We start from the raw sequence: 17,730 nt of genomic DNA, 5'->3' as shown, positions 1-17,730 counted from the left end.
GCCGTTTTCCCCGGATTGCGCTGCGCTTATCCGGGCTACATGACGTGCATAGGGGGTAGCCCGGAGAGGCGCATTGCGCCGCCTCCGGGAAGAGGGATTCATACCAACAGAAAACCCCGGCTGACCGCTCCGGGGGAAAACGATGAGGATATTTTTTAAGTTAGAACGAGTAGGCGACACCTACGCGGAAACGGGTCTGGCGGTCGCTGCGATCGTTGACGCCAACGTTGCCGAGCTCGCCGTACGGCGCCCAGTTTTTATCCAGCTTATAGGCAACCTTAAGGTTGTACTCCTGCGAGTACGGTTTATTGTCGTTACGATTAACCCCTTCCGAACTACGCGCATAAACATAGTTCAGCTCGGTACGCCAGTCGCCTAAAACAAAACCGGCCCAGGCATCACCACGGTTAACCTTATCGTCATCTTTTCCTGCACTCGCCGGATAGCGCGTGTATTCATAACGATAGCGGGCGGCAACGTAGAAACCATTATCGAAACTGTACTGCACATGCAGATTAGGCTTATAGATTGAACGGCTATCGTTACTTTCAATAACAAATCCCGGCGTTACCGCGAAGTTCTTATCCGCCTTCCAGCGCCAGCTAATGGTCTCTTCATGACCATTACCGACAACATCCGAATAAGGCTGACTGGCGTTATCGCCACCCGATTTCCACTTCGCTTCAACGGAGAAGCCAAAGCCGTTATCAAAACGATGGGAGACGGAAACGCGGTCGGCGTTGCTCTTGTCCGACTTCCCCCCATCGATGAATTCGTGACGTAAATCTACCGTGACAGCTGAAGCCGCGAAAGACATGCCGCAGAGTGCAGCAAGGGCCAGAGATCTTGCGAACATAAATTACCCCTCATAATTAAAATATCGTTTCGTTTTTATAAAACCGTATTTTATTTTTTAGGCAATAATGTTTTAGTGATCGCGATCGTAATTATTTGTTTCAAAAAAGGTGGCACAGAAAGACGTGACAACGCTCAACAAAATAGCGCGCCAGGGAGGGATTTTGTGAGGGAAAAAGGCCAGGCGACAAAAACAAAAAAGCCTCCGCGCGGAGGCTCACTAAACTGATATCAGAAAGGGCTTATTAACGTTCAACCGCCAGCGCCACGCCCTGGCCGCCGCCGATACACAGCGTGGCCAGCCCTTTGCGGGCGTCGCGTTTGATCATCTCATGCACCAGGGAAACCAGGATCCGGCAGCCGGAAGCGCCGATCGGGTGGCCCAGCGCAATGGCGCCGCCGTTGACGTTCACCCGCCGCTCGTCCCATTCCAGCACCCTACCCACCGAAATGGCCTGGGCGGCAAAGGCTTCGTTGGCTTCGATAAGATCGACTTCATCCAGCTTCCAGCCCGCGCGCTCAAGGCAGCGGCGGGTAGCATGGACCGGGGCGATGCCCATCAGCGCCGGATCGACGCCCACGCTGGCAAAGGCGCGGATCCGCGCCAGAATCGGCAGCCCCAGCGCCTCGGCTTTGGTCTCGCTCATCATCATCACCGCCGCCGCGCCATCGTTAATGCTTGAGGCATTGCCCGCGGTGACCGAGCCCTGCTGGTCAAAAGTCGGCAGCAGGCTGGCCAGCGCTTCAGCGCTGGGGTCGACGCGCGGCTGCTCATCGGTATCCACCAGCCGCGGAATACCGTTGAGTTCGCTGGTCACCGGAACGATTTCATCGCGAAAACGGCCGGAGTCAATCGCCCGCCGCGCTTTGTGCTGCGAGCTAAGCGCCCACGCGTCCTGCAATTCACGGCTAATACCGTACTCGCGCGCCAGGTTCTCCGCCGTCACGCCCATATGGTAGTCATTAAACGCATCCCACAGGCCATCGTGGACCAGGCTGTCGATAAGCTGGCTATTACCCAGCTGCGCGCCGGTCCGGCTATCGGTCAGCACATGCGGGGCGCGGCTCATATTCTCCTGCCCTCCGGCGATCACCACGTCCGCTTCGCCGCACTGAATCGCCTGAGTCGCCAGGTGCAGCGCTTTCAGCCCGGAACCGCAGACGTCGTTGATGGTAATGGCAGAAACGGTATTAGGCAGCCCGCCGCGTATCGCCGACTGACGCGCCGGATTCTGTCCGGTTCCTGCCGTCAGAACCTGGCCGAGGATCACCTCATCAATACTCTGCGGATCGACGCCGCTGCGCTCCACTAACGCCTTTACCACCACGCTGCCCAACTCCACCGCAGAATGACGCGATAGCGTGCCCTGAAAACAGCCGATTGGCGTTCGCAACGCGCCGACGATTACGACATCTTTCATCCTCTACCTCTGCTCCGCCTCTGCGCAAAGAAACAGCATCATAGTAGTGAATTGTTATCAAAAAATTTCGCAATTGTTTAAAAAAAGTGAGGGGAATCACAAAGATCGTCGGCGATGGCAAAAATGGCCCCTATTTGCGCCCATGCCCCTGCAGATGCTGACGCAGCCAGCTTCCGGCTTCGCCCGGCGGCGCTTTTTTATTCCACAGCAAATCGGTAGAGATCGTCCGCGGCCAGCCGGCAATATCCAGCGCCACCAGGCTTCCGCTGCCGGCAAACTCCTCCACCAGCGCGCTGGGCAAAATACACCATCCCAGCCCCTGAGCCGCCATGCTGAACAGCAGCAGATAGTTTGGCGCTGACCAGACCAGGCCGCGCGCCGGTTCAGCCGAATTGTCCAGATAGGTGCTCAGGCGCAGTTCGCGCCAGCTGAACAGCTCGTCACGGGTGACTCTACCCTGAGCCGCCAGCGGGTGCCGGGGCGCCACGAAAATAGCCATTTCGGTTTGCATCGGCAGGCGGATGCTGCCTATTTCTGTCGGGTAGCTCTCCCTGGCCTCAATCAGCCCTACCTGCGCCCGCTCCTTTTGCAGCAGGTCGATAACGTCGTCATCTTCGCCAATCAGGCACTCAAATTCGGTATGCGGAAAACGGCGATCGAACTGCGCCAGCAGATCTTCTAGCACATCGGGATGCAGCGTATCGGAGAGCACAAAGGTCAGGCGCGCTTCGGTGTTGCCAGACAGCGAAATGGCCAGTTCATCCAGCCTGTCGCTGGCCGCCAGAATCGCCTTCACATAGCTCAACACCTGTTCGCCCTGCGGCGTCAGCGTCGGTTGCCTGGAGGTGCGATCGAACAGCGTCACGCCAAGATCGGCTTCCAGGTTGGCGATTGCGGTGCTGATAGTGGACTGGCTTTTACGCAGCCGCCGCGCCGCGCCAGAGAACGAACCGCAGGCCACGGATTCGACAAAAGCGGTTAAAGCTTCGGGAGAATAGCGCATGAACTATCTACTTTATCGATGGATACTATCTTTTGTTTATCATATTTATCCATAAAATGCCGGGTAATTTCTTATAAAGTCCGGAGGCAACAAGCCATGCAACAAGTCAACGCCCAGCGCAAAACGCTGACGGAACGGGTCATTCACGCTATCAGCTTTGAAGGTCTGGCGACGCTGATCCTCGCCCCGACCGCCGCATGGCTAATGCAGCGTTCGGTGGTCGAAATGGGCGGGCTCAGTATCCTGCTCGCGACGCTGGCGATGGTCTGGAACATTATCTATAACGCCCTGTTTGACCGCCTGTGGCCGGTTTCCCGTGTCGTCCGCAACCTGCGGGTCCGCGCGCTGCACGCGATCGGCTTTGAGTCAGGCTTTATTCTTATTGGCGTCACCATGGTCGCGCTGGTGCTGGGCGTCTCGCTGATGCAGGCGTTTATGCTGGAAATCGGCTTTATGCTGTTCTTCCTGCCCTACACCATGGCCTTCAACTGGGCGTGGGATACGCTGCGCGAGCGCGTGATGAAGGTTCGCCAGCAGCGAATCGCCGCCCGCCGCTCATCCTGCACGGATCGCCCGATTGATTGACGGGCGCCCCGCCGCTTCACTTATTAGCCAGAAACTATCGCCGCAGCCCATTCATAAATGTGATAAATTGCACTCCTTTTTGTTCGTTTTCTGGTTGATAAAGTCGCATAATGTCTAAAATTTGGTCTAAAGAAGAAACTCTCTGGAGTTTCGCCTTATATGGCACTGCTGTAGGCGCTGGCACGTTATTCTTGCCGATCCAACTGGGATCCGCGGGCGCCATTGTTCTTTTCATCACCGCGCTGGTCGCCTGGCCGTTGACCTACTGGCCGCATAAAGCGCTGAGCCAGTTTATTCTCTCCGCCAACATCGCCCCGGGCGAGGGGATTACCGGCGCCGTTAACCACTACTACGGTAAAAAGATCGGCAGCCTGATTACCGGTCTCTATTTCCTCGCCTTTTTCGTGGTCGTGCTGATCTACGCGGTCGCCATTACTAACTCGCTCGCGGAGCAGCTATCCCGGCATGTCCCCATCACCTCGCAGGTACGGGCGCTGCTCAGCCTGGCCGTCGTGCTGGTGCTGAATCTGATCTTTTTAATGGGCCGCCACGTCACCATCAAGGTGATGGGCTTTTTAGTCTTCCCGCTGATCGCCTGTTTCCTGTTCCTCTCCATCTATTTAATGGGTAGCTGGCAGCCGGCTTACCTGACCAGCCAGATGCAGCTGACCCCGCACACGTTCCACCAAATCTGGATCTCCATTCCCGTGATGGTTTTCGCCTTTAGCCATACGCCGATCATCTCGACTTTTGCTATCGATCAGCAGGAAAAATACGGCGAGCAGGCCATGGGTAAATGCAAAAAAATCATGAAGGTGGCCTACACCCTCATCTGCGCCAGCGTGCTGTTTTTCGTCTTCAGCTGCCTGCTGTCGATACCGGCGGGCTATATCGAAACCGCGCGCAATCAGGGGGTCACCATTCTTTCCGCCCTGTCGATGATGCCGGGGTCGCCGGCGTGGCTGGCGGTCACCGGAATTATTGTAGCGGTGGTGGCGATGTCGAAATCGTTCCTCGGTACCTATTTTGGCGTGATTGAAGGGGCCAGCGAAATCGTCAAAACCTCGCTCGCCCAGGCGGGTATTCGTAAAAGCCGCGCGTTCAACCGGGCGATGTCGATCCTGCTGGTATCGACGCTGACCTTCGTGGTGTGCTTTATCAATCCCAATGCCATTTCAATGATTTACGCCATTAGCGGCCCGCTTATTGCGATGATCCTGTTCATCATGCCGACCCTCTCCACGTACCTTATTCCGACGCTGAAGCCCTACCGCTCGGTGGGTAACTTCATTACCCTGGTTGTCGGTTTGCTCTGCGTATCGGTGATGTTTTTTAGCTGATCCTTTCTCTGCGGCGAGTGTCTTGCTCGCCGCACGTTCTGCCAACATTCTCATCCCCCCAATCTCCCTGACGGACATACACTGATCCCTTGCATACCATTAGAGCAGGGGTTTATATGTCCAGCGTAAAATTATCCGGTACCGCAACGTTAGGCGATCGTCAGGTTTATCGTCTGGGATACGGGGCGATGCAGCTTGCGGGGCCCGGCGTCTTCGGCCCGCCAAAAGATCCGCAAACCGCTATCCGCGTCCTGCAGGAAGCGGTCGAGTCGGGCGTCAATCATATCGATACCTCCGATTTTTATGGCCCGCACGTCACGAATCAGCTCATTCGCCAGGCGCTGCATCCCTATGCCGACAATCTGTGCATCGTGACCAAAGTCAGCGCTCGCCGCGATGAAAAAGGCAACTGGCTCCCCGCGATGTCTCCCGCGGAGCTCACTCAGGCGGTGGAAGATAATCTGCGCAATCTGGGCCTTGACGTGCTCGAGGTGGTGAATCTACGCAGTATGCTCGGCACTCACGGCCCGGCAGAAGGGTCGCTGGAGGAGCCTTTATCCACCCTGCTGGAGCTTAAAGAGCGCGGGTTGATTCGCCATATCGGGCTAAGCAACGTTACCGCCAGACAGGTGAGCGATGCGCAAAAAATGACGCCCATCGTCTGCGTTCAGAACCAATACAACGTGGCGAACCGTCAGGATGACCCGCTTATCGACGAGCTGGCGGCGCAGCATATCGCCTGGGTGCCCTTTTTCCCGCTCGGCGGCTTTACGCCGCTACAGGCCCGGGAGCTTAACGATGTCGCCGCTTCGCTGGACGCGACCCCGATGCAGGTGGCGCTGGCATGGTTGCTTCAGCGCTCGCCGAATATCCTGCTCATTCCGGGCACCTCTTCGCTAGCGCATCTGCATGAAAATCTCGCCGCCGCGCAATTAACGCTTCCGCCTGAAGCGCTGGCCACCCTCGATAATCTCCAGCCCCACGCCTGATTTCAGGCTTCTGCGGATGGATATTCGCAGAAGCCTTCATCTCAATATTTGCCTGGAATTACCTTAACGCCGCTGGCACTATACATCCTACAAATTAGGCGTTATCTGCTTTATTCTCTTGCGGATAACCCTATGCAAAGCATAGCTTTATACTTTTCCGACTGGCCTCCTAATTGGAGGCTTCTGTCGTTTTTGTCTCGCCAAAATTTTCGGAGTCTTGATTACAGGAAAAACAATATCTCATTCAAAGATTATACAAATCAATTTAGCTGCAAAGATAGCTAACAACATCAAACGCTCATAAAAACATCTGGTTAACACAATCAGAATGTTTGCATTGCTATATAAAAAATCAACCACACACAATAACAATTTACAAGGATTGCACATGACAGAGGGAACGATAAAGACCAGTAAGTATGAAATCATTGCTATTTTCAGGGAAGAGCTCCGAAAGCAGGCGGAGATAGAAGTTTTTGTTAATAACAAAAGCACTATAACCCAGCTAGCGCGGGTGGATTTTGCCGAGTTTCATATCTTAACTACCAGCAAAATCCCCACCGGGCATAAAGTTAAATTTATTCTGCATAGCGATTCAGGAAAAATCGAGTTTTGCTCCACGCTAAAGAAAAGCTACGCCGGCGGCGAAGGAAAATGCCGCAAGGTCGCTTTCACCTTGCCGGAATGTATCCAGGTGGTACAACGTCGGCGCGATCCCCGATTCCGTTTGCGCCACGAGCACGAATTCTTCTGTCACGGTCGACATAAAAATGGAGAAAACTATCTATTCGAAATCAAAGACATTTCGGATGGCGGTTGTGCTCTGATGACCAAGAGCCCCAATCTGAAATTCCTCAGCCATAACGCCATCCTTAAGAACGCCATTCTGGCCCTCGCTGAATATGGCGAAGTGACCGTAGATTTAGTTATAAAAAACGTTGTCATGGTGACGTTAGATGATAACGAGGAGTCGGATAGCTACTACCAAATTTCCTGCCAGTTTAAATTTCGTCATCTTGATAACAAGAAGAGAATAGAGAAAGTGCTGCTCGACTTGATTATGGAAGCCAAGAGAAAAAAGAGAGTCTGAACCATTGGACAGTATATTGCTTTACACTGATGATAATATCATCGGACAATCAGTTCATGATTACTTGATCGATCACGCCACGGACATCACGACCCTGAACTTTCAGGATATAGTGAAAGGAGTCTGCGCTCCCCCGACAGCGACCGTTATTATCAATATCATCCATAAAGATATCTCAGCGGCCACAACGGTTGCCTTACTGAACACTTTGCGCAATCGCCTCGCGCATTGCGCCATGCTGGTTCTGATAGTCAAAAGCGAGCTTTCCAGCCTGTTCCGGGAACTGCTTGATCTGGAAAACCTATTGATTCTCACAGAAAAATCCTCTTTGTCAGCGTATTCAGCCATCCTCAGCAGGCCCTTAACCGCCGAGGGCTGCCAGGGTCTGTGCACCCGCAGAAAGCTAACCGCCAGGGAGCTTCAGGTGCTGGAGTTAATAATTGCCTGCAACAACAATAAAAGGATTGCAGTACTTCTCGACATCGATCATAAAACGGTCCACAGCCATAAGGTACATATTATGAAAAAACTAGGAATGAATAGTTCGCGGATAATGAACAAAAGCATAGTCAATATGTATCAGTGTTAAAACTAAAAATATGTGGGTGACCAATCAAAGCCGATAATTTATTGGCAACAAGCCATTAATAATCATTCCCATCGGCAGAAAGGTCACCTATAATATCCTCCTCTCTTTACCTCTGACCATATTTTTGACGAGAGATAATGAACGCCACTCTGTTTTCCGACCATAATTTATCACGTAGCGATATATCCGTTCGTTATGTCTTTCAAAAAATGTTTTCCCCAGAAGGTACGCTCGTCGCCGTGGAGTGCCTGAGCCGTTTTGACCGCATGTCCATATCGCCGGAAAACTTCTTTCGCTACGCCAATACCGGATTACGTGAAAGCATTTTTATGGAACAGCTGGCACTCATTGAAAAACATAAACAGTGGTTTAAGCAAAATCGCATCTCGGCGACTATCAACGTTGATGACCATATACTTAACGTATTGCTACGCCCGGAGATTAAAGCGCTCGTCAACCATATCGGCTGCGTCCATTTTGAAGTTACCGAGAACTCCAATAAATTATTAAATAATGCGCTCGCCGCCTGGAGCAATCCGCAAAGCACCACGCTCTGGCTTGATGATTTCGGTTCTGGCAACGCCGGTATTAGCGCCATTCGCGACTATCATTTCGATTATGTCAAAATCGATAAAGACTTCTTCTGGCTTTTAATGCAAAAAGATTCCGGCCGACCGTTAATGGATGCGCTGGTCACCTTTCTTGCCCGCAACCACCATAACGTAATTATTGAAGGCGTAGAAAGCGAAGCGCATAAGGCGTGGTTACAGGGGATGGAGTGGTTTGCTATTCAGGGACACTACTGGAAAGAAGTCAGCATTGAACAACTGGTCAAAGAAGATCTCACCGTTTAAATAAATGCCGGATGATTCCGGCATTTATTGTAACATTTGCGCAAGACCATCAACCCTTCAATTATAAACAAGTTCCCAGGTCGCCCAGCTGGTCAACGGACCGCTGGTTGCTTTTTCCGGCGCTGGCGTAACGTAGCCAATGTAATAGGTAAATACGCCGCCATCCACCGCTTTTTCTACCAGCGGCACCCGGTTTTGTAAGGGGTCGGCGGGAACAATTTTATTGCTTTTATCCAGCGTATTATTGTCATTAGTCGACAGCGCGAGGAAAATATGGCTGGCGCCGTCCGCCCGCGTATTCCTCAGATAACCAGCATTTTCATTGCTGACCGCATTGACCGTAAATCCGTCAACCCAGCGCACGTTAACCAGGCGGATCGCGTTTTTATCCGCCGCGCCGCCGTCGTGTCGCAGCTGGCAGTTCGAGAGCTCCAGCGTGAAGGGCTGCGGTTTCATAAATGCCCCGGCACCCCGTTCGTGGACTTCCGCCAGGCTGACCGGCGCCAGCCAGACGCTACCGCTCCCGGCGTTGTTGCCGCCGTTAAGGGCCACGCTGCATGAGATATCGGTAACCCGTCCGGCAAAATCCACCCGTCCCCGATCGTAGTTGGTCTCAAAAGCCGACGCCGGGGAGGTAATCAGCATCCCGCTTATCAGGGCCAGTTGAATGAGTCGTTTGCTATTTTTCAATTGTGCTGAATCACGCATACCCGCCTCCCGAATTAATCGTACGTCAGGTTAAAGATCATATGCGACTCCACCTCACCGGTACTGGTGGTCGGCGCATATTGATAGAAGCGCGCGTGCAGAGGCAGGATGATATAGCGCGTTTCTTGCGTGCGCAGCGTCCCGGCGCTGTATTTCTTATTGAACTCCAGCGGTACGCCATCCTTCAGAACCTGAATACCAATCCCTTTCGCCAGCGAGGAGCCGGCTTTTTCGTTCAGCAGCGCGCCCCGGCTCACCGTAGTGCCGCTCGCCAGCGTACCGGAGAAAGAGGTCTGGATATTGGCGTATCCCGACTCGCTTAGCCCGCCGCTGCACTGCAGCTCAATATTAAAATCCTTCCCGCCCGCGGTGGTGCCGACGCCGTTAAGATCGCTGCGCTTGATGGTGCCGACATCGACGTTCATATTTTTGCCGCTCAGGATGGTACATGAGGGCGATACCACGGTGATGGCGTTGGCGCTCAGGCGGGTTTCGAGGATCGGGTTATTGCCGTTCTCCCAGTCATAAGAGGTGTACTTACCTGCCGCCAGGGTACCGCTGCCGGTCACGCTCGCGGTTTTAATCACCTCCAGCGTAAAGCGGGAGCCTTCCAGCGAATAATTCGTGGTCCTGCTAACGTAGCTCGAGTAAGCGCCAGGATAGATGATATTGACCGTCGCCCCGCCGCGGCTAAACCGCAGGCCGATACCTGGCACGTTGGTGGAATAAATTTTATTGCCCAGATCGGTCGCCCCGGGGGCGACGATTTTGGCCACAAAGCGGTTAGTGCCGCTGCTACAGCTATAGCTGGCCCCGCCCGGCGCCGACATTGTCCAGTCGCGGGAAACGATCACCGACCCTACCGGCAGATCCGGTGGAACCACCACCCGGCCCACTACCATGTCGAGGCTTACCGTCGGCTGCGACAGGCGCGTACAGTACGCCCATGCCGACGTGGTCCCCATCGCCATTAAGCCAATAAAAAGCGTCATTTTTTTCATTAGCGACATAGCGTTTCCTTTGTTTTTTCCTGACTTAATTCCACCGAGCACTGTCCGCCGCTCCACTTAACCGTGGCCTTCGGCGCGCTGGCGTCGCTGATAAACATCATGCTGCCCTGCCCCACCACGCCGATCTCTTTCCCGGACGGGTTGTAAATCGTCGCGGCGAACGGTAGCGGCAGGCCGTTTGCCTGGCGCGCCTGCAGAGTGATGTTGTTCTGCAGCGTAGTATCGAAGGAGACCTTGACCACGCTGCCTTCCCACGGCACAACCTGCGCCACGGTACTGCCGAAGGCGACATCGTCGTTGCTGCCTTTCGGGTCAATCTCAACGGCGTTAATCCGGTAAGGCCGCAGATACGGCAGAATGGCGTAGCCGTTGCTATCGATACGGGTCCCCGGCGAACCAGGCAGCATCGCGCCCGCGGCGTCTTTCGCTTCGATCAGCGCCATGGTGGTGCCGCTTTCCGGCGAGAATACGACGCCGTGCTGATGCGCGATCAGCGTCCCGCTGGCGCCCACGCCGCTCTGGCGATAGCCTTCACCCTGGCTATAGCTGCCGTTCAGCGTCGTCCATGGGGTACGGTAGCTGCCGTTCAGCGCCACATCGTGCTGGCCGCCGGTGGAGGTGGTCGTCGACACGCCGTAGTTGAGGTTGTTTTCGCTATCCAGCGAACCGTTGACGCCAATCTGCGAACTGGCGAAACGCGAATTATTAAACGAGGTATTCGACGTCAGGTTAGCGGTGCGGTTTTCACCGAACCACAGCGGGTAGCTAAAGTTGAGAGAAACGCGATCGTCGCGGCGGTGGCCGGAACTATCCGGGGTATAGACGCGCTGGGCGCTGACCGACCACGAGAGCCGACCGTACATGTTGTTGTAACTAAACTGATACTGCTTTTCCGTCCCCGAACGGTTCCAGTAATCCGCTACCCGACCGCTCAGGTAAAAGCCGCCCCAGCCGTCCGGCAGGTTCTGGTTGACGGTAAACGTCATCCCGTTTTTCTGCCGCCATACGGTGTAGTTGCTGCTGTAGTTCTTCTCCTGATCGACGGCGTACAGAGCGTCGTTCAGGTTGTAGTAGCCTTTGGTGGAGTAGCGATACGCCGCCAGCACGATGCTGGTCTGGGTTTCGGTAAACATGCGGTTAAAGGTGGCGCGATAGCTCTGGCCGTGCTCGTCGAGGGTATCGCTCTTCAGCCGCGAATGGGTGACGTCGAATGACAGCGCGCCGATGCCGGTATTCATCCCGGTCCCCAGCAGGAACGCCTGATAGTCATCAAATCCGGTGACGCCGGTATAGCCGGTGAACAAGTTATTGATACCGTGCTGCCAGGTTCCCTGGTAGAGCATCGGTTTATTACGCAGCGAACTATCGTCGACTTTACCGGCAGAGAGCGCATAGCGGGTCATCCCCGGACGCAGCAGCTGCGCCACCGAGGCGTAAGGCACGCTGAATACCTCGACCGAGCCATCGGCCTCTTTAACCGACACTTCAAGGTCGCTACCGTAGCCGGAAGGATAGACATCCTGCAGGGTAAACGGCCCCGGCGGCACCGTGGTCTGATAGATAATATTGCTGCCCTGACGCACCGTCACCAGGGCGTTGCTTTGCGCCACGCCGCGAATTTCAGGGGCGTAGGAGCGCATCCCGTCGGGGAACATATTGTCATCGGTCGCCAGGTTAACCCCGCGCAGGCCGATGGTGTCAAAGAACTCGCCGTTGGTAAAAATCTGCCCGCCGCTGACTATCGAGTTAATCTGCGGAATCGGCCGCTGCAGATAGGTCTGGTTGCTATTCCAGTGCGCTTTCCCCTGCTGCTGCTGCCAGTTCAGGTTACCGATATGCTTGAGCAGCCAGCCGTCCCACGACAGGCCCGCGTTAACGCCAAGATACGCGCTGCTGTTATCGGAGCCGTTGGCCGAGGATATATGGCTGTTCCAGGCGTTGGCCATCCAGCCTAAATTCAGCGCCGCAACGCCTTTATCCCAGAATTCCGGGCTGACAAAGTTTTTCAGGCGCTGATCTTCGTAGATTTGCGGTACGGCAATATCCAGTCTCAGGGAGGACTGAATCAGCGTGTCTTTGACGTTGGCCTCGTTGCGCCACTCCTGCAGGCGTCCGCAGAATCCCGCTTTTTCGCTGAGCTGCGGGTTAAACTTTTCCGGCGAGATCCCATATTGCATCAGCATCGCTTTGGTGTAGCAGATGCCCATTTTGCCATCTTTACCGGCGGTGATTTTCAGATCGTAGCGCCCTTTCCACTCGCCGTTGGTATACACATCAAGGGAGTAGACGCCTTCGCTAATCGCGCTGGTCGAGAAACGCGACAGGTCGACCTTTTCGCGACTGCCGACGATAAAACCATCGTTAAACTGATAGATCGTTCCCGGGTTTTCCTGTCCGCTGGAAAATGGCGGAAAGCAGCACAGCGCAACCGCGATAGCCGTGCTTAATCTTCCCGGGCAGATTGACCTCTGCTTCATGATCGTTTCCCTTATTTGACGGTAACTTTCACTGCGACATCTGCGCCATAATCATTAATGTTGTTAACGGTCAGGATCTCGCCTTTGCTCACTGCGGAAGAGAGGGCGATGGTCTGGCTGGACTGTGGGGCAAACATGACCGTTTTGCTGTTGAGCGCTTTGCCGCCGTTACGGGAGATACGGCTTACGGTGATATAAAAGGGCGTCGGGTTACTGACGGACAGGCTGCTGCCGTTAGCGGAGAGCGCTAATTTCTCTGCCGCGGCGTCGCGATTGCCTAATCCGCTGGGACGATAGATAAACTTAAAGCGCGAACGAATCGCCAGCTGCAGAATATTTTGCCCTTCATTCTTCTGGCTGGCCTCAACCGGCGGTATTTCCAGAAGGTTCAGCCACCACAGCGTCTCTTTATCTTTCGCGAGACCCGCGCTGCTGCCGAGTTTAATACGCAGAGTCTGACCGCTTTTCGCATCTACGCGGGAAATAGGCGGCGTGATAATAAATGGCGTGGTAATGGTATCCGGCGTCGCGTCGGCATTACCGTTGTCCAGCCAGGCTTGCGCCAGCGCCGGACGGTCGGCGGTGTTAGAGAGCTGCACCGTTATTTCTTTTTCATTTCCTGGATAAATAAAGCGGGTGCCGTTGACAATAATATTATTGGCGTGGGCCGCAAAACTAAAAATGAAACAGAAAAAAAGGGCAATACGCTTCATGCTGACCTCAGAATAAAAAATAAGCGGCAGCAGTGGCCGCTTTATTATTGTTGTATACCCTGAATAATTTGAATGACGGGTATAAACCGCCCCGGCGCGAGGCGGCTTTATCTCTCAGTCGATATTACTGGTAGGTAATTTCGTAAGTCGCATAGCTGTTAACCACACCGGTGGTAACAGTCGTCGGGGTGCTGGTCGCGTAGCCGACGTAGTAAGTGAAGCGCGCGCCATCCTGAACGGCAGATGCGTCGCCGACCGCTTTAGGCTGAGTGCTGTCGCCCGGGATGATTTTTTTGGTCAGCGCGGTCGCGTTGTCGGTAGACAGAACCAGCTGGATATTCTTCGCGCCAGCGGCTTCAGTGTTAGCCAGGTAGCCCTGCTGTTTAGCGGTTGCGCCAGCCAGCAGGTTACCGCCGGTCCAGTTCACGCCCAGTTTGCTCACATCGTCCTGTTTAGTACCATCAGCAGCCTGGCAGTCAGAAACATCGATGGTGAAAGATTTCGGTTTCAGATAGGTATCCGCCGCGGCGGCTTTAACTTCAGTTAAAGTAACCGGAGACAGGTATACGTTCGCATCGCTGCCCTGGCCGTTTACGGAAACAGTACAAGATACGTCGGTAACTTTACCGAAGAAATTAACCTGACCGCCGCCTACATTGGTATCAGCAGCATTTGCAGCCATACCAAAAAACGCAGTCGCCATTGCAGCAGAGAGAAGAACCTTTTTCATTGCCATTTCCTTGTCAGAGTGAATTAAGTATCAATGAGCAAACAGTTAATTCGCACAAAAGTCAGAAGCGATTTGCGATGCTCACTTGTGCAACTGTTAATAGAAACTTCGACTGACCGGAAGCCGCAATATTTAAGGCGTCAGGAACGAATTCAATGAAAGAATTCGTCGAGGCTGTCGGCGTCAAAGAATGCTATTTTTCGCTGACAAATATACATATGTTCACGAGCTGTTAATCAATGTAACAGATAGCTCACAACTATTAATTGTGGGGGATTGATAGCAAGAAACAAAGGCATTGTTATTTACATTGAACGGAGAAAGGCGATATGGAATTAACAAAACAGCAACTTATCTTGCCATAAAAGGCTATTTCTCCCCATAGAGAACACGCTTAATTAATCATCCGCGACGATCTTTCCGCCAGCTGAAAATGCAGATGCAACGCGCGCCACCCTGCCGGCGTAATCGTCACTTCGCGAAATCCCGCGGTGGTGGTAAACCAGCCTTTCTGCAGACCGTGCTGCAGCAGCGCCGCCCCAGCCGCCCCGCCAAGGTGAAAGCGGCGTTCGCTCCAGTCCAGACAGCCGCAGCACGCTTTACGCCGCGAGGTGCGCTTCACCGTCACCCCCAGGCGGGCAAAATGCGTTTCTCCGGCGGGCGTCAGGGCCGTACCGTCAGGCGCTATCCACGCTTCGCGCAGCATAAAATCATATAGCGATACCGCCACTTCTCCGGCCAGATGATCGTAACAGGTGCGCGCAACGCGCAAATTCACCGGCGTGCTGGTTGAGAGCGTCACCGCGCGCTTGCCGGCCATGGTCATCATATTCTCCAGCAAACCGGCGACGTCGCTACCGGCCAGACGGTAGTAGCGATGGCGGCCCTGGGCCAGGCAAATCAATAAATCGCTGTTGACCAGGCGGCTAAGATGCGCGCTGGCGGTCGAGGGGGAAATATCCGCCACGGCGGAAAGCTCGGTGGCCGTCCACGCCCGGCCATCCATTAAGGCGCAAAGGATCTTTAGCCGCGAGGCATCGGCCATCGCCGACGCCACTGTCGCCATCGCCTCGGCCAGCGACTCGTCGTCTTCAATCAGCTCAACAGGTTTTAACATAGCGCCTCGCTTATTTTCCCACCGCAAACCGTAGCCATATTACAGGGGATCGGAATGGGAAGAACGGTATTCGCGCAGCATCTGAGCCACCCGAATGTGATAACAGGCGAAAATACTCTCCCGCCCCTCTTTCTGCGCAGCCTGATGGCAAAGGTTGCGTTTCCATGCCAGCACCGCGTCCTCATCCCGCCACCAGGAGAGCGACAGAATTTTCCCCGCCGTGCTCAGACTTTGAAAACGCTCAATGGCGATAAAGCCGTCAATGTTGCTCAGCAGCGGCTTCAGCTCTGCCGCCAGCGCCAGGTAACGCTCCTGGCTCGCCGGAGTGACCTCGGCTTCAAAGAGTACTGCAATCATTCGTCGTCCTCACGCAATCAGTGTGAGAGTCACAGTAGCTTTTTACCCGAGCCCAATGCTTCGTTGACGGGCGAAATATAGCCGCCCTATTCGCTCAAAAAGCGCCCATTGCATTCACAAAAACAATGATTAATGAGCCGAAGCAGGAAAATTGCGTTTCTGGTCAGATTATTTTCCGTGACGAAAAACACGTTCATGCTAACTCATCCATTTGTTTTTATTGAAAATAAAAAACAAAAATTTAGTCACCCGTCATCGTGTTGTCATAAAAATGTGATCTTAATCGCACTTTTTGCAACGCACGTTATAGTTAGCAGCCTTATTATAAGTCCATCGAAAGCAAACACGCTTTCCACCATAAAAGTTAAAAGGATAAACACCATGAAAAACGTAAAATTACTTGCCGCTGCCGGTATGCTGTCTCTGGTCTCTTTCGCTAGCTTCGCTCAGCCTGTTAGCGTAACCGCAGACACTCTGGACAACGCCGAAGCCAAAATCGCCGCCATTGCTAAAGATCAGGGCCAGTCATACCACATTACCGAAGCGTATACCGGTAACCAGGTTCATATGACCGCCGAGCTGTCTAAATAACCGAATGGTTGCAGAGGGAGCTGCCGGACAGGTCGCCTGACGGCGGCTGGTCTGGCTCCCGCCACATAATAAGCACGCAGCAATGTCGAGCCCCTTAATGGGGCTTTTTTTGTTGCTGGCGAACAGTGAACCCACAGCCCGGGCGGCGAGTTCGCCGCCGTCTGCGGTCCGGTAGCCCGGACAGATGCGCAGCATCGCCTGCGGGAAATTCAGCGACTCTGCGCTCTGCTCCCGGGGGCGGCGCTTGACGCGCCTTGCCCGGGCTACCGGTTCATTACCGTCTGCGATCCGGTAGCCCGGACAGATGCGCAGCATCGCCTCCGGGAAATTCAGCGGCTCTGCGCTTTGAACCCGGGGGCGGCGCTTGACGCGCCTTGCCCGGGCTACAGGTTCATTACAGTCTGCGATCCACTACGGCTCTCTTATTCGATAACGCACGCTGAATCGATAGCACGCTGAGCAGCACAATCACCAACCCTACCAGCGCCATTCCCTCAATTTTTTGTCCAAGGAAGATCCAGCCTAATAGCACCGCCGTCACCGGACTCAGCAGGCTCATCGCCGACACCGCCACCGGGGAAAGGCGGCCGATGCCGCGAAACCACAGGCCGTATGCCAGCATCGCCCCGGCAACGCACAGCCAGAGATAGCCCGCCGCCTGAGTCAGCGTCACATGGTGCAGCGGCGGATCGACCAGAAACGCCATCGGCGCCAGTACGATACCGCCAATCAGCAGCTGCCAGCCGGTTAGCGCGACGACCGGCAAAGCGATCGCCCAGCGGCGCGATAGCCAGGTTCCCAGCGCCATACTCATCGCCCCCAGAAATGCGGCGGTAATCCCCAGCGGTTCAAGGGTGGTTTGCGGAGACAGCAGCAGCATCGCCATCCCTGCGATCCCCATCAATGCCGAGAGCACCGCCAGCCAGGGCGATCGCTGACGATCGACGCACCAGGCCAGCAGCATCACCAGCAGCGGCTGAATGGCGCCAATCACCGCCGCCAGACCGCCCGGCAGCCGATAGGCGGCAATAAACAGCAGCGCCTGAAACGCGCCGATATTGAGGATCCCGGTGACGATCAGCTTCCACCACTCGGCGCGCAGCGGGAGACGGCGGCTCCAGATCAGCAGAGCGATCCCGGCCGGCAGAACCCGCAGCAGCGCGGCGATAAACGGCCGATCGGGCGGCAGAAACTGCGAGGTCACAATATAGGTGCTGCCCCAGATGACGGGCGCCAGCGCGGTCAGCAGTAAATCAACGATCAAATTACGTGAAACAAAGGCCATGATTTTATCTTCACAT

At 54.5% G+C, this 17,730-nt stretch carries 18 protein-coding genes; 7 read left to right on the top strand and 11 right to left on the bottom strand.

The window, feature by feature from the left end:
• Positions 1–160 precede the first annotated feature (160 nt).
• From ACE3MN_RS04680 to ACE3MN_RS04670, 3 genes are all read right to left on the bottom strand, one after another.
• The gene (locus tag ACE3MN_RS04680) at positions 161–856 is read right to left on the bottom strand and encodes a porin (protein WP_024358563.1); all 696 of its coding nucleotides are present in this window, start codon (positions 854–856) and stop codon (positions 161–163) included.
• Positions 857–1,100: 244 nt separating this feature from the next.
• Positions 1,101–2,276, bottom strand: a complete 1,176-nt coding sequence (locus ACE3MN_RS04675) for an acetyl-CoA C-acetyltransferase (protein WP_004124670.1) — start codon at positions 2,274–2,276, stop codon at positions 1,101–1,103.
• Between the two features lie 130 nt (positions 2,277–2,406).
• The gene (locus ACE3MN_RS04670) at positions 2,407–3,279 is read right to left on the bottom strand and encodes a LysR family transcriptional regulator (RefSeq protein WP_004135031.1); all 873 of its coding nucleotides are present in this window, start codon (positions 3,277–3,279) and stop codon (positions 2,407–2,409) included.
• Between the two features lie 96 nt (positions 3,280–3,375).
• Between ACE3MN_RS04670 and ACE3MN_RS04665 the strand changes: the two genes are divergently transcribed.
• The 6 genes from ACE3MN_RS04665 to ACE3MN_RS04640 all read left to right on the top strand — a co-directional run bounded on the left by ACE3MN_RS04665 (position 3,376) and on the right by ACE3MN_RS04640 (position 8,726).
• Positions 3,376–3,864 carry a multidrug/biocide efflux PACE transporter gene (locus ACE3MN_RS04665; RefSeq protein ID WP_049085593.1) on the top strand — a complete coding sequence of 163 codons (489 nt, stop codon included), beginning with the start codon at positions 3,376–3,378 and terminating at the stop codon, positions 3,862–3,864.
• Positions 3,865–3,974: 110 nt separating this feature from the next.
• Complete coding sequence (locus ACE3MN_RS04660; RefSeq protein WP_024358565.1) at positions 3,975–5,204, top strand: amino acid permease; 1,230 nt, start codon at positions 3,975–3,977, stop codon at positions 5,202–5,204.
• 116 nt (positions 5,205–5,320) lie between these two features.
• A complete protein-coding gene (locus ACE3MN_RS04655) occupies positions 5,321–6,193 on the top strand; it encodes an aldo/keto reductase family oxidoreductase (protein WP_024358566.1) in 873 nt (290 codons plus the stop codon).
• A gap of 388 nt (positions 6,194–6,581) precedes the next feature.
• Positions 6,582–7,283, top strand: coding sequence for a flagellar brake protein (locus tag ACE3MN_RS04650; protein WP_004135026.1), 702 nt, complete (start codon positions 6,582–6,584; stop codon positions 7,281–7,283).
• A gap of 4 nt (positions 7,284–7,287) precedes the next feature.
• Positions 7,288–7,872 carry a helix-turn-helix transcriptional regulator gene (locus ACE3MN_RS04645; protein ID WP_024358568.1) on the top strand — a complete coding sequence of 195 codons (585 nt, stop codon included), beginning with the start codon at positions 7,288–7,290 and terminating at the stop codon, positions 7,870–7,872.
• A 137-nt stretch (positions 7,873–8,009) separates the two neighbouring features.
• Positions 8,010–8,726 carry an EAL domain-containing protein gene (locus tag ACE3MN_RS04640; RefSeq protein ID WP_098067211.1) on the top strand — a complete coding sequence of 239 codons (717 nt, stop codon included), beginning with the start codon at positions 8,010–8,012 and terminating at the stop codon, positions 8,724–8,726.
• A gap of 57 nt (positions 8,727–8,783) precedes the next feature.
• On the opposite strand, the gene ACE3MN_RS04635 is transcribed toward ACE3MN_RS04640, so the two are convergent.
• The 7 genes from ACE3MN_RS04635 to ACE3MN_RS04605 all read right to left on the bottom strand — a co-directional run bounded on the left by ACE3MN_RS04635 (position 8,784) and on the right by ACE3MN_RS04605 (position 15,838).
• Entirely contained in the window at positions 8,784–9,371 is a 588-nt protein-coding gene (locus ACE3MN_RS04635) for a fimbrial protein (RefSeq protein WP_224231631.1), read from the bottom strand.
• 77 nt (positions 9,372–9,448) lie between these two features.
• Positions 9,449–10,444, bottom strand: coding sequence for a fimbrial protein (locus tag ACE3MN_RS04630; protein ID WP_375364264.1), 996 nt, complete (start codon positions 10,442–10,444; stop codon positions 9,449–9,451).
• A complete protein-coding gene (locus ACE3MN_RS04625) occupies positions 10,435–12,921 on the bottom strand; it encodes a fimbria/pilus outer membrane usher protein (RefSeq protein WP_064343176.1) in 2,487 nt (828 codons plus the stop codon). Before ACE3MN_RS04625 ends, ACE3MN_RS04630 begins: the two co-directional genes overlap by 10 nt.
• Positions 12,922–12,932: 11 nt before the next feature.
• On the bottom strand, positions 12,933–13,634 hold the full coding sequence (locus ACE3MN_RS04620; RefSeq protein WP_004135011.1) for a molecular chaperone: 702 nt from the start codon (positions 13,632–13,634) through the stop codon (positions 12,933–12,935).
• A 124-nt stretch (positions 13,635–13,758) separates the two neighbouring features.
• Positions 13,759–14,364: a type 3 fimbria major subunit MrkA gene (gene mrkA / locus ACE3MN_RS04615; protein WP_004124717.1), complete on the bottom strand. Its 606-nt coding sequence runs from the start codon at positions 14,362–14,364 to the stop codon at positions 13,759–13,761.
• A gap of 394 nt (positions 14,365–14,758) precedes the next feature.
• Positions 14,759–15,481, bottom strand: a complete 723-nt coding sequence (locus ACE3MN_RS04610; protein WP_024358572.1) for a helix-turn-helix transcriptional regulator — start codon at positions 15,479–15,481, stop codon at positions 14,759–14,761.
• A gap of 39 nt (positions 15,482–15,520) precedes the next feature.
• Positions 15,521–15,838 carry an antibiotic biosynthesis monooxygenase gene (locus ACE3MN_RS04605; RefSeq protein WP_024358573.1) on the bottom strand — a complete coding sequence of 106 codons (318 nt, stop codon included), beginning with the start codon at positions 15,836–15,838 and terminating at the stop codon, positions 15,521–15,523.
• Between the two features lie 381 nt (positions 15,839–16,219).
• On the opposite strand from ACE3MN_RS04605, the gene ACE3MN_RS04600 reads away from it, so the two are divergent.
• Positions 16,220–16,429, top strand: coding sequence for a YdgH/BhsA/McbA-like domain containing protein (locus tag ACE3MN_RS04600; RefSeq protein ID WP_014226701.1), 210 nt, complete (start codon positions 16,220–16,222; stop codon positions 16,427–16,429).
• A 394-nt stretch (positions 16,430–16,823) separates the two neighbouring features.
• Here ACE3MN_RS04600 and ACE3MN_RS04595 read toward each other — a convergent pair whose 3' ends face one another.
• The gene (locus ACE3MN_RS04595; protein WP_102650384.1) at positions 16,824–17,714 is read right to left on the bottom strand and encodes an EamA family transporter; all 891 of its coding nucleotides are present in this window, start codon (positions 17,712–17,714) and stop codon (positions 16,824–16,826) included.
• Positions 17,715–17,730 lie beyond the last annotated feature (16 nt).

It is taken from the genome of Klebsiella grimontii (assembly GCF_042137965.1).
Taxonomy (GTDB): Bacteria; Pseudomonadota; Gammaproteobacteria; order Enterobacterales; family Enterobacteriaceae; genus Klebsiella; species Klebsiella grimontii.
The sequence above is the reverse complement of the archived record's forward strand: the minus strand, read 5'-3'. Positions and strand labels throughout refer to the sequence as shown.

Coding starts and splice junctions, on each gene's coding strand:
- ACE3MN_RS04655 (WP_024358566.1), top strand. CDS start 5,321: ATGTCCAGCGTAAAATTATCCGGTACCGCAACGTTAGGCGATCGTCAG.
- mrkA (WP_004124717.1), bottom strand. CDS start 14,364: ATGAAAAAGGTTCTTCTCTCTGCTGCAATGGCGACTGCGTTTTTTGGT.
- ACE3MN_RS04670 (WP_004135031.1), bottom strand. CDS start 3,279: ATGCGCTATTCTCCCGAAGCTTTAACCGCTTTTGTCGAATCCGTGGCC.
- ACE3MN_RS04600 (WP_014226701.1), top strand. CDS start 16,220: ATGAAAAACGTAAAATTACTTGCCGCTGCCGGTATGCTGTCTCTGGTC.
- ACE3MN_RS04630 (WP_375364264.1), bottom strand. CDS start 10,444: ATGTCGCTAATGAAAAAAATGACGCTTTTTATTGGCTTAATGGCGATG.
- ACE3MN_RS04605 (WP_024358573.1), bottom strand. CDS start 15,838: ATGATTGCAGTACTCTTTGAAGCCGAGGTCACTCCGGCGAGCCAGGAG.
- ACE3MN_RS04665 (WP_049085593.1), top strand. CDS start 3,376: ATGCAACAAGTCAACGCCCAGCGCAAAACGCTGACGGAACGGGTCATT.
- ACE3MN_RS04595 (WP_102650384.1), bottom strand. CDS start 17,714: ATGGCCTTTGTTTCACGTAATTTGATCGTTGATTTACTGCTGACCGCG.
- ACE3MN_RS04610 (WP_024358572.1), bottom strand. CDS start 15,481: ATGTTAAAACCTGTTGAGCTGATTGAAGACGACGAGTCGCTGGCCGAG.
- ACE3MN_RS04680 (WP_024358563.1), bottom strand. CDS start 856: ATGTTCGCAAGATCTCTGGCCCTTGCTGCACTCTGCGGCATGTCTTTC.
- ACE3MN_RS04640 (WP_098067211.1), top strand. CDS start 8,010: ATGAACGCCACTCTGTTTTCCGACCATAATTTATCACGTAGCGATATA.
- ACE3MN_RS04625 (WP_064343176.1), bottom strand. CDS start 12,921: ATGAAGCAGAGGTCAATCTGCCCGGGAAGATTAAGCACGGCTATCGCG.
- ACE3MN_RS04620 (WP_004135011.1), bottom strand. CDS start 13,634: ATGAAGCGTATTGCCCTTTTTTTCTGTTTCATTTTTAGTTTTGCGGCC.
- ACE3MN_RS04635 (WP_224231631.1), bottom strand. CDS start 9,371: ATGCTGATTACCTCCCCGGCGTCGGCTTTTGAGACCAACTACGATCGG.
- ACE3MN_RS04660 (WP_024358565.1), top strand. CDS start 3,975: ATGTCTAAAATTTGGTCTAAAGAAGAAACTCTCTGGAGTTTCGCCTTA.
- ACE3MN_RS04650 (WP_004135026.1), top strand. CDS start 6,582: ATGACAGAGGGAACGATAAAGACCAGTAAGTATGAAATCATTGCTATT.
- ACE3MN_RS04675 (WP_004124670.1), bottom strand. CDS start 2,276: ATGAAAGATGTCGTAATCGTCGGCGCGTTGCGAACGCCAATCGGCTGT.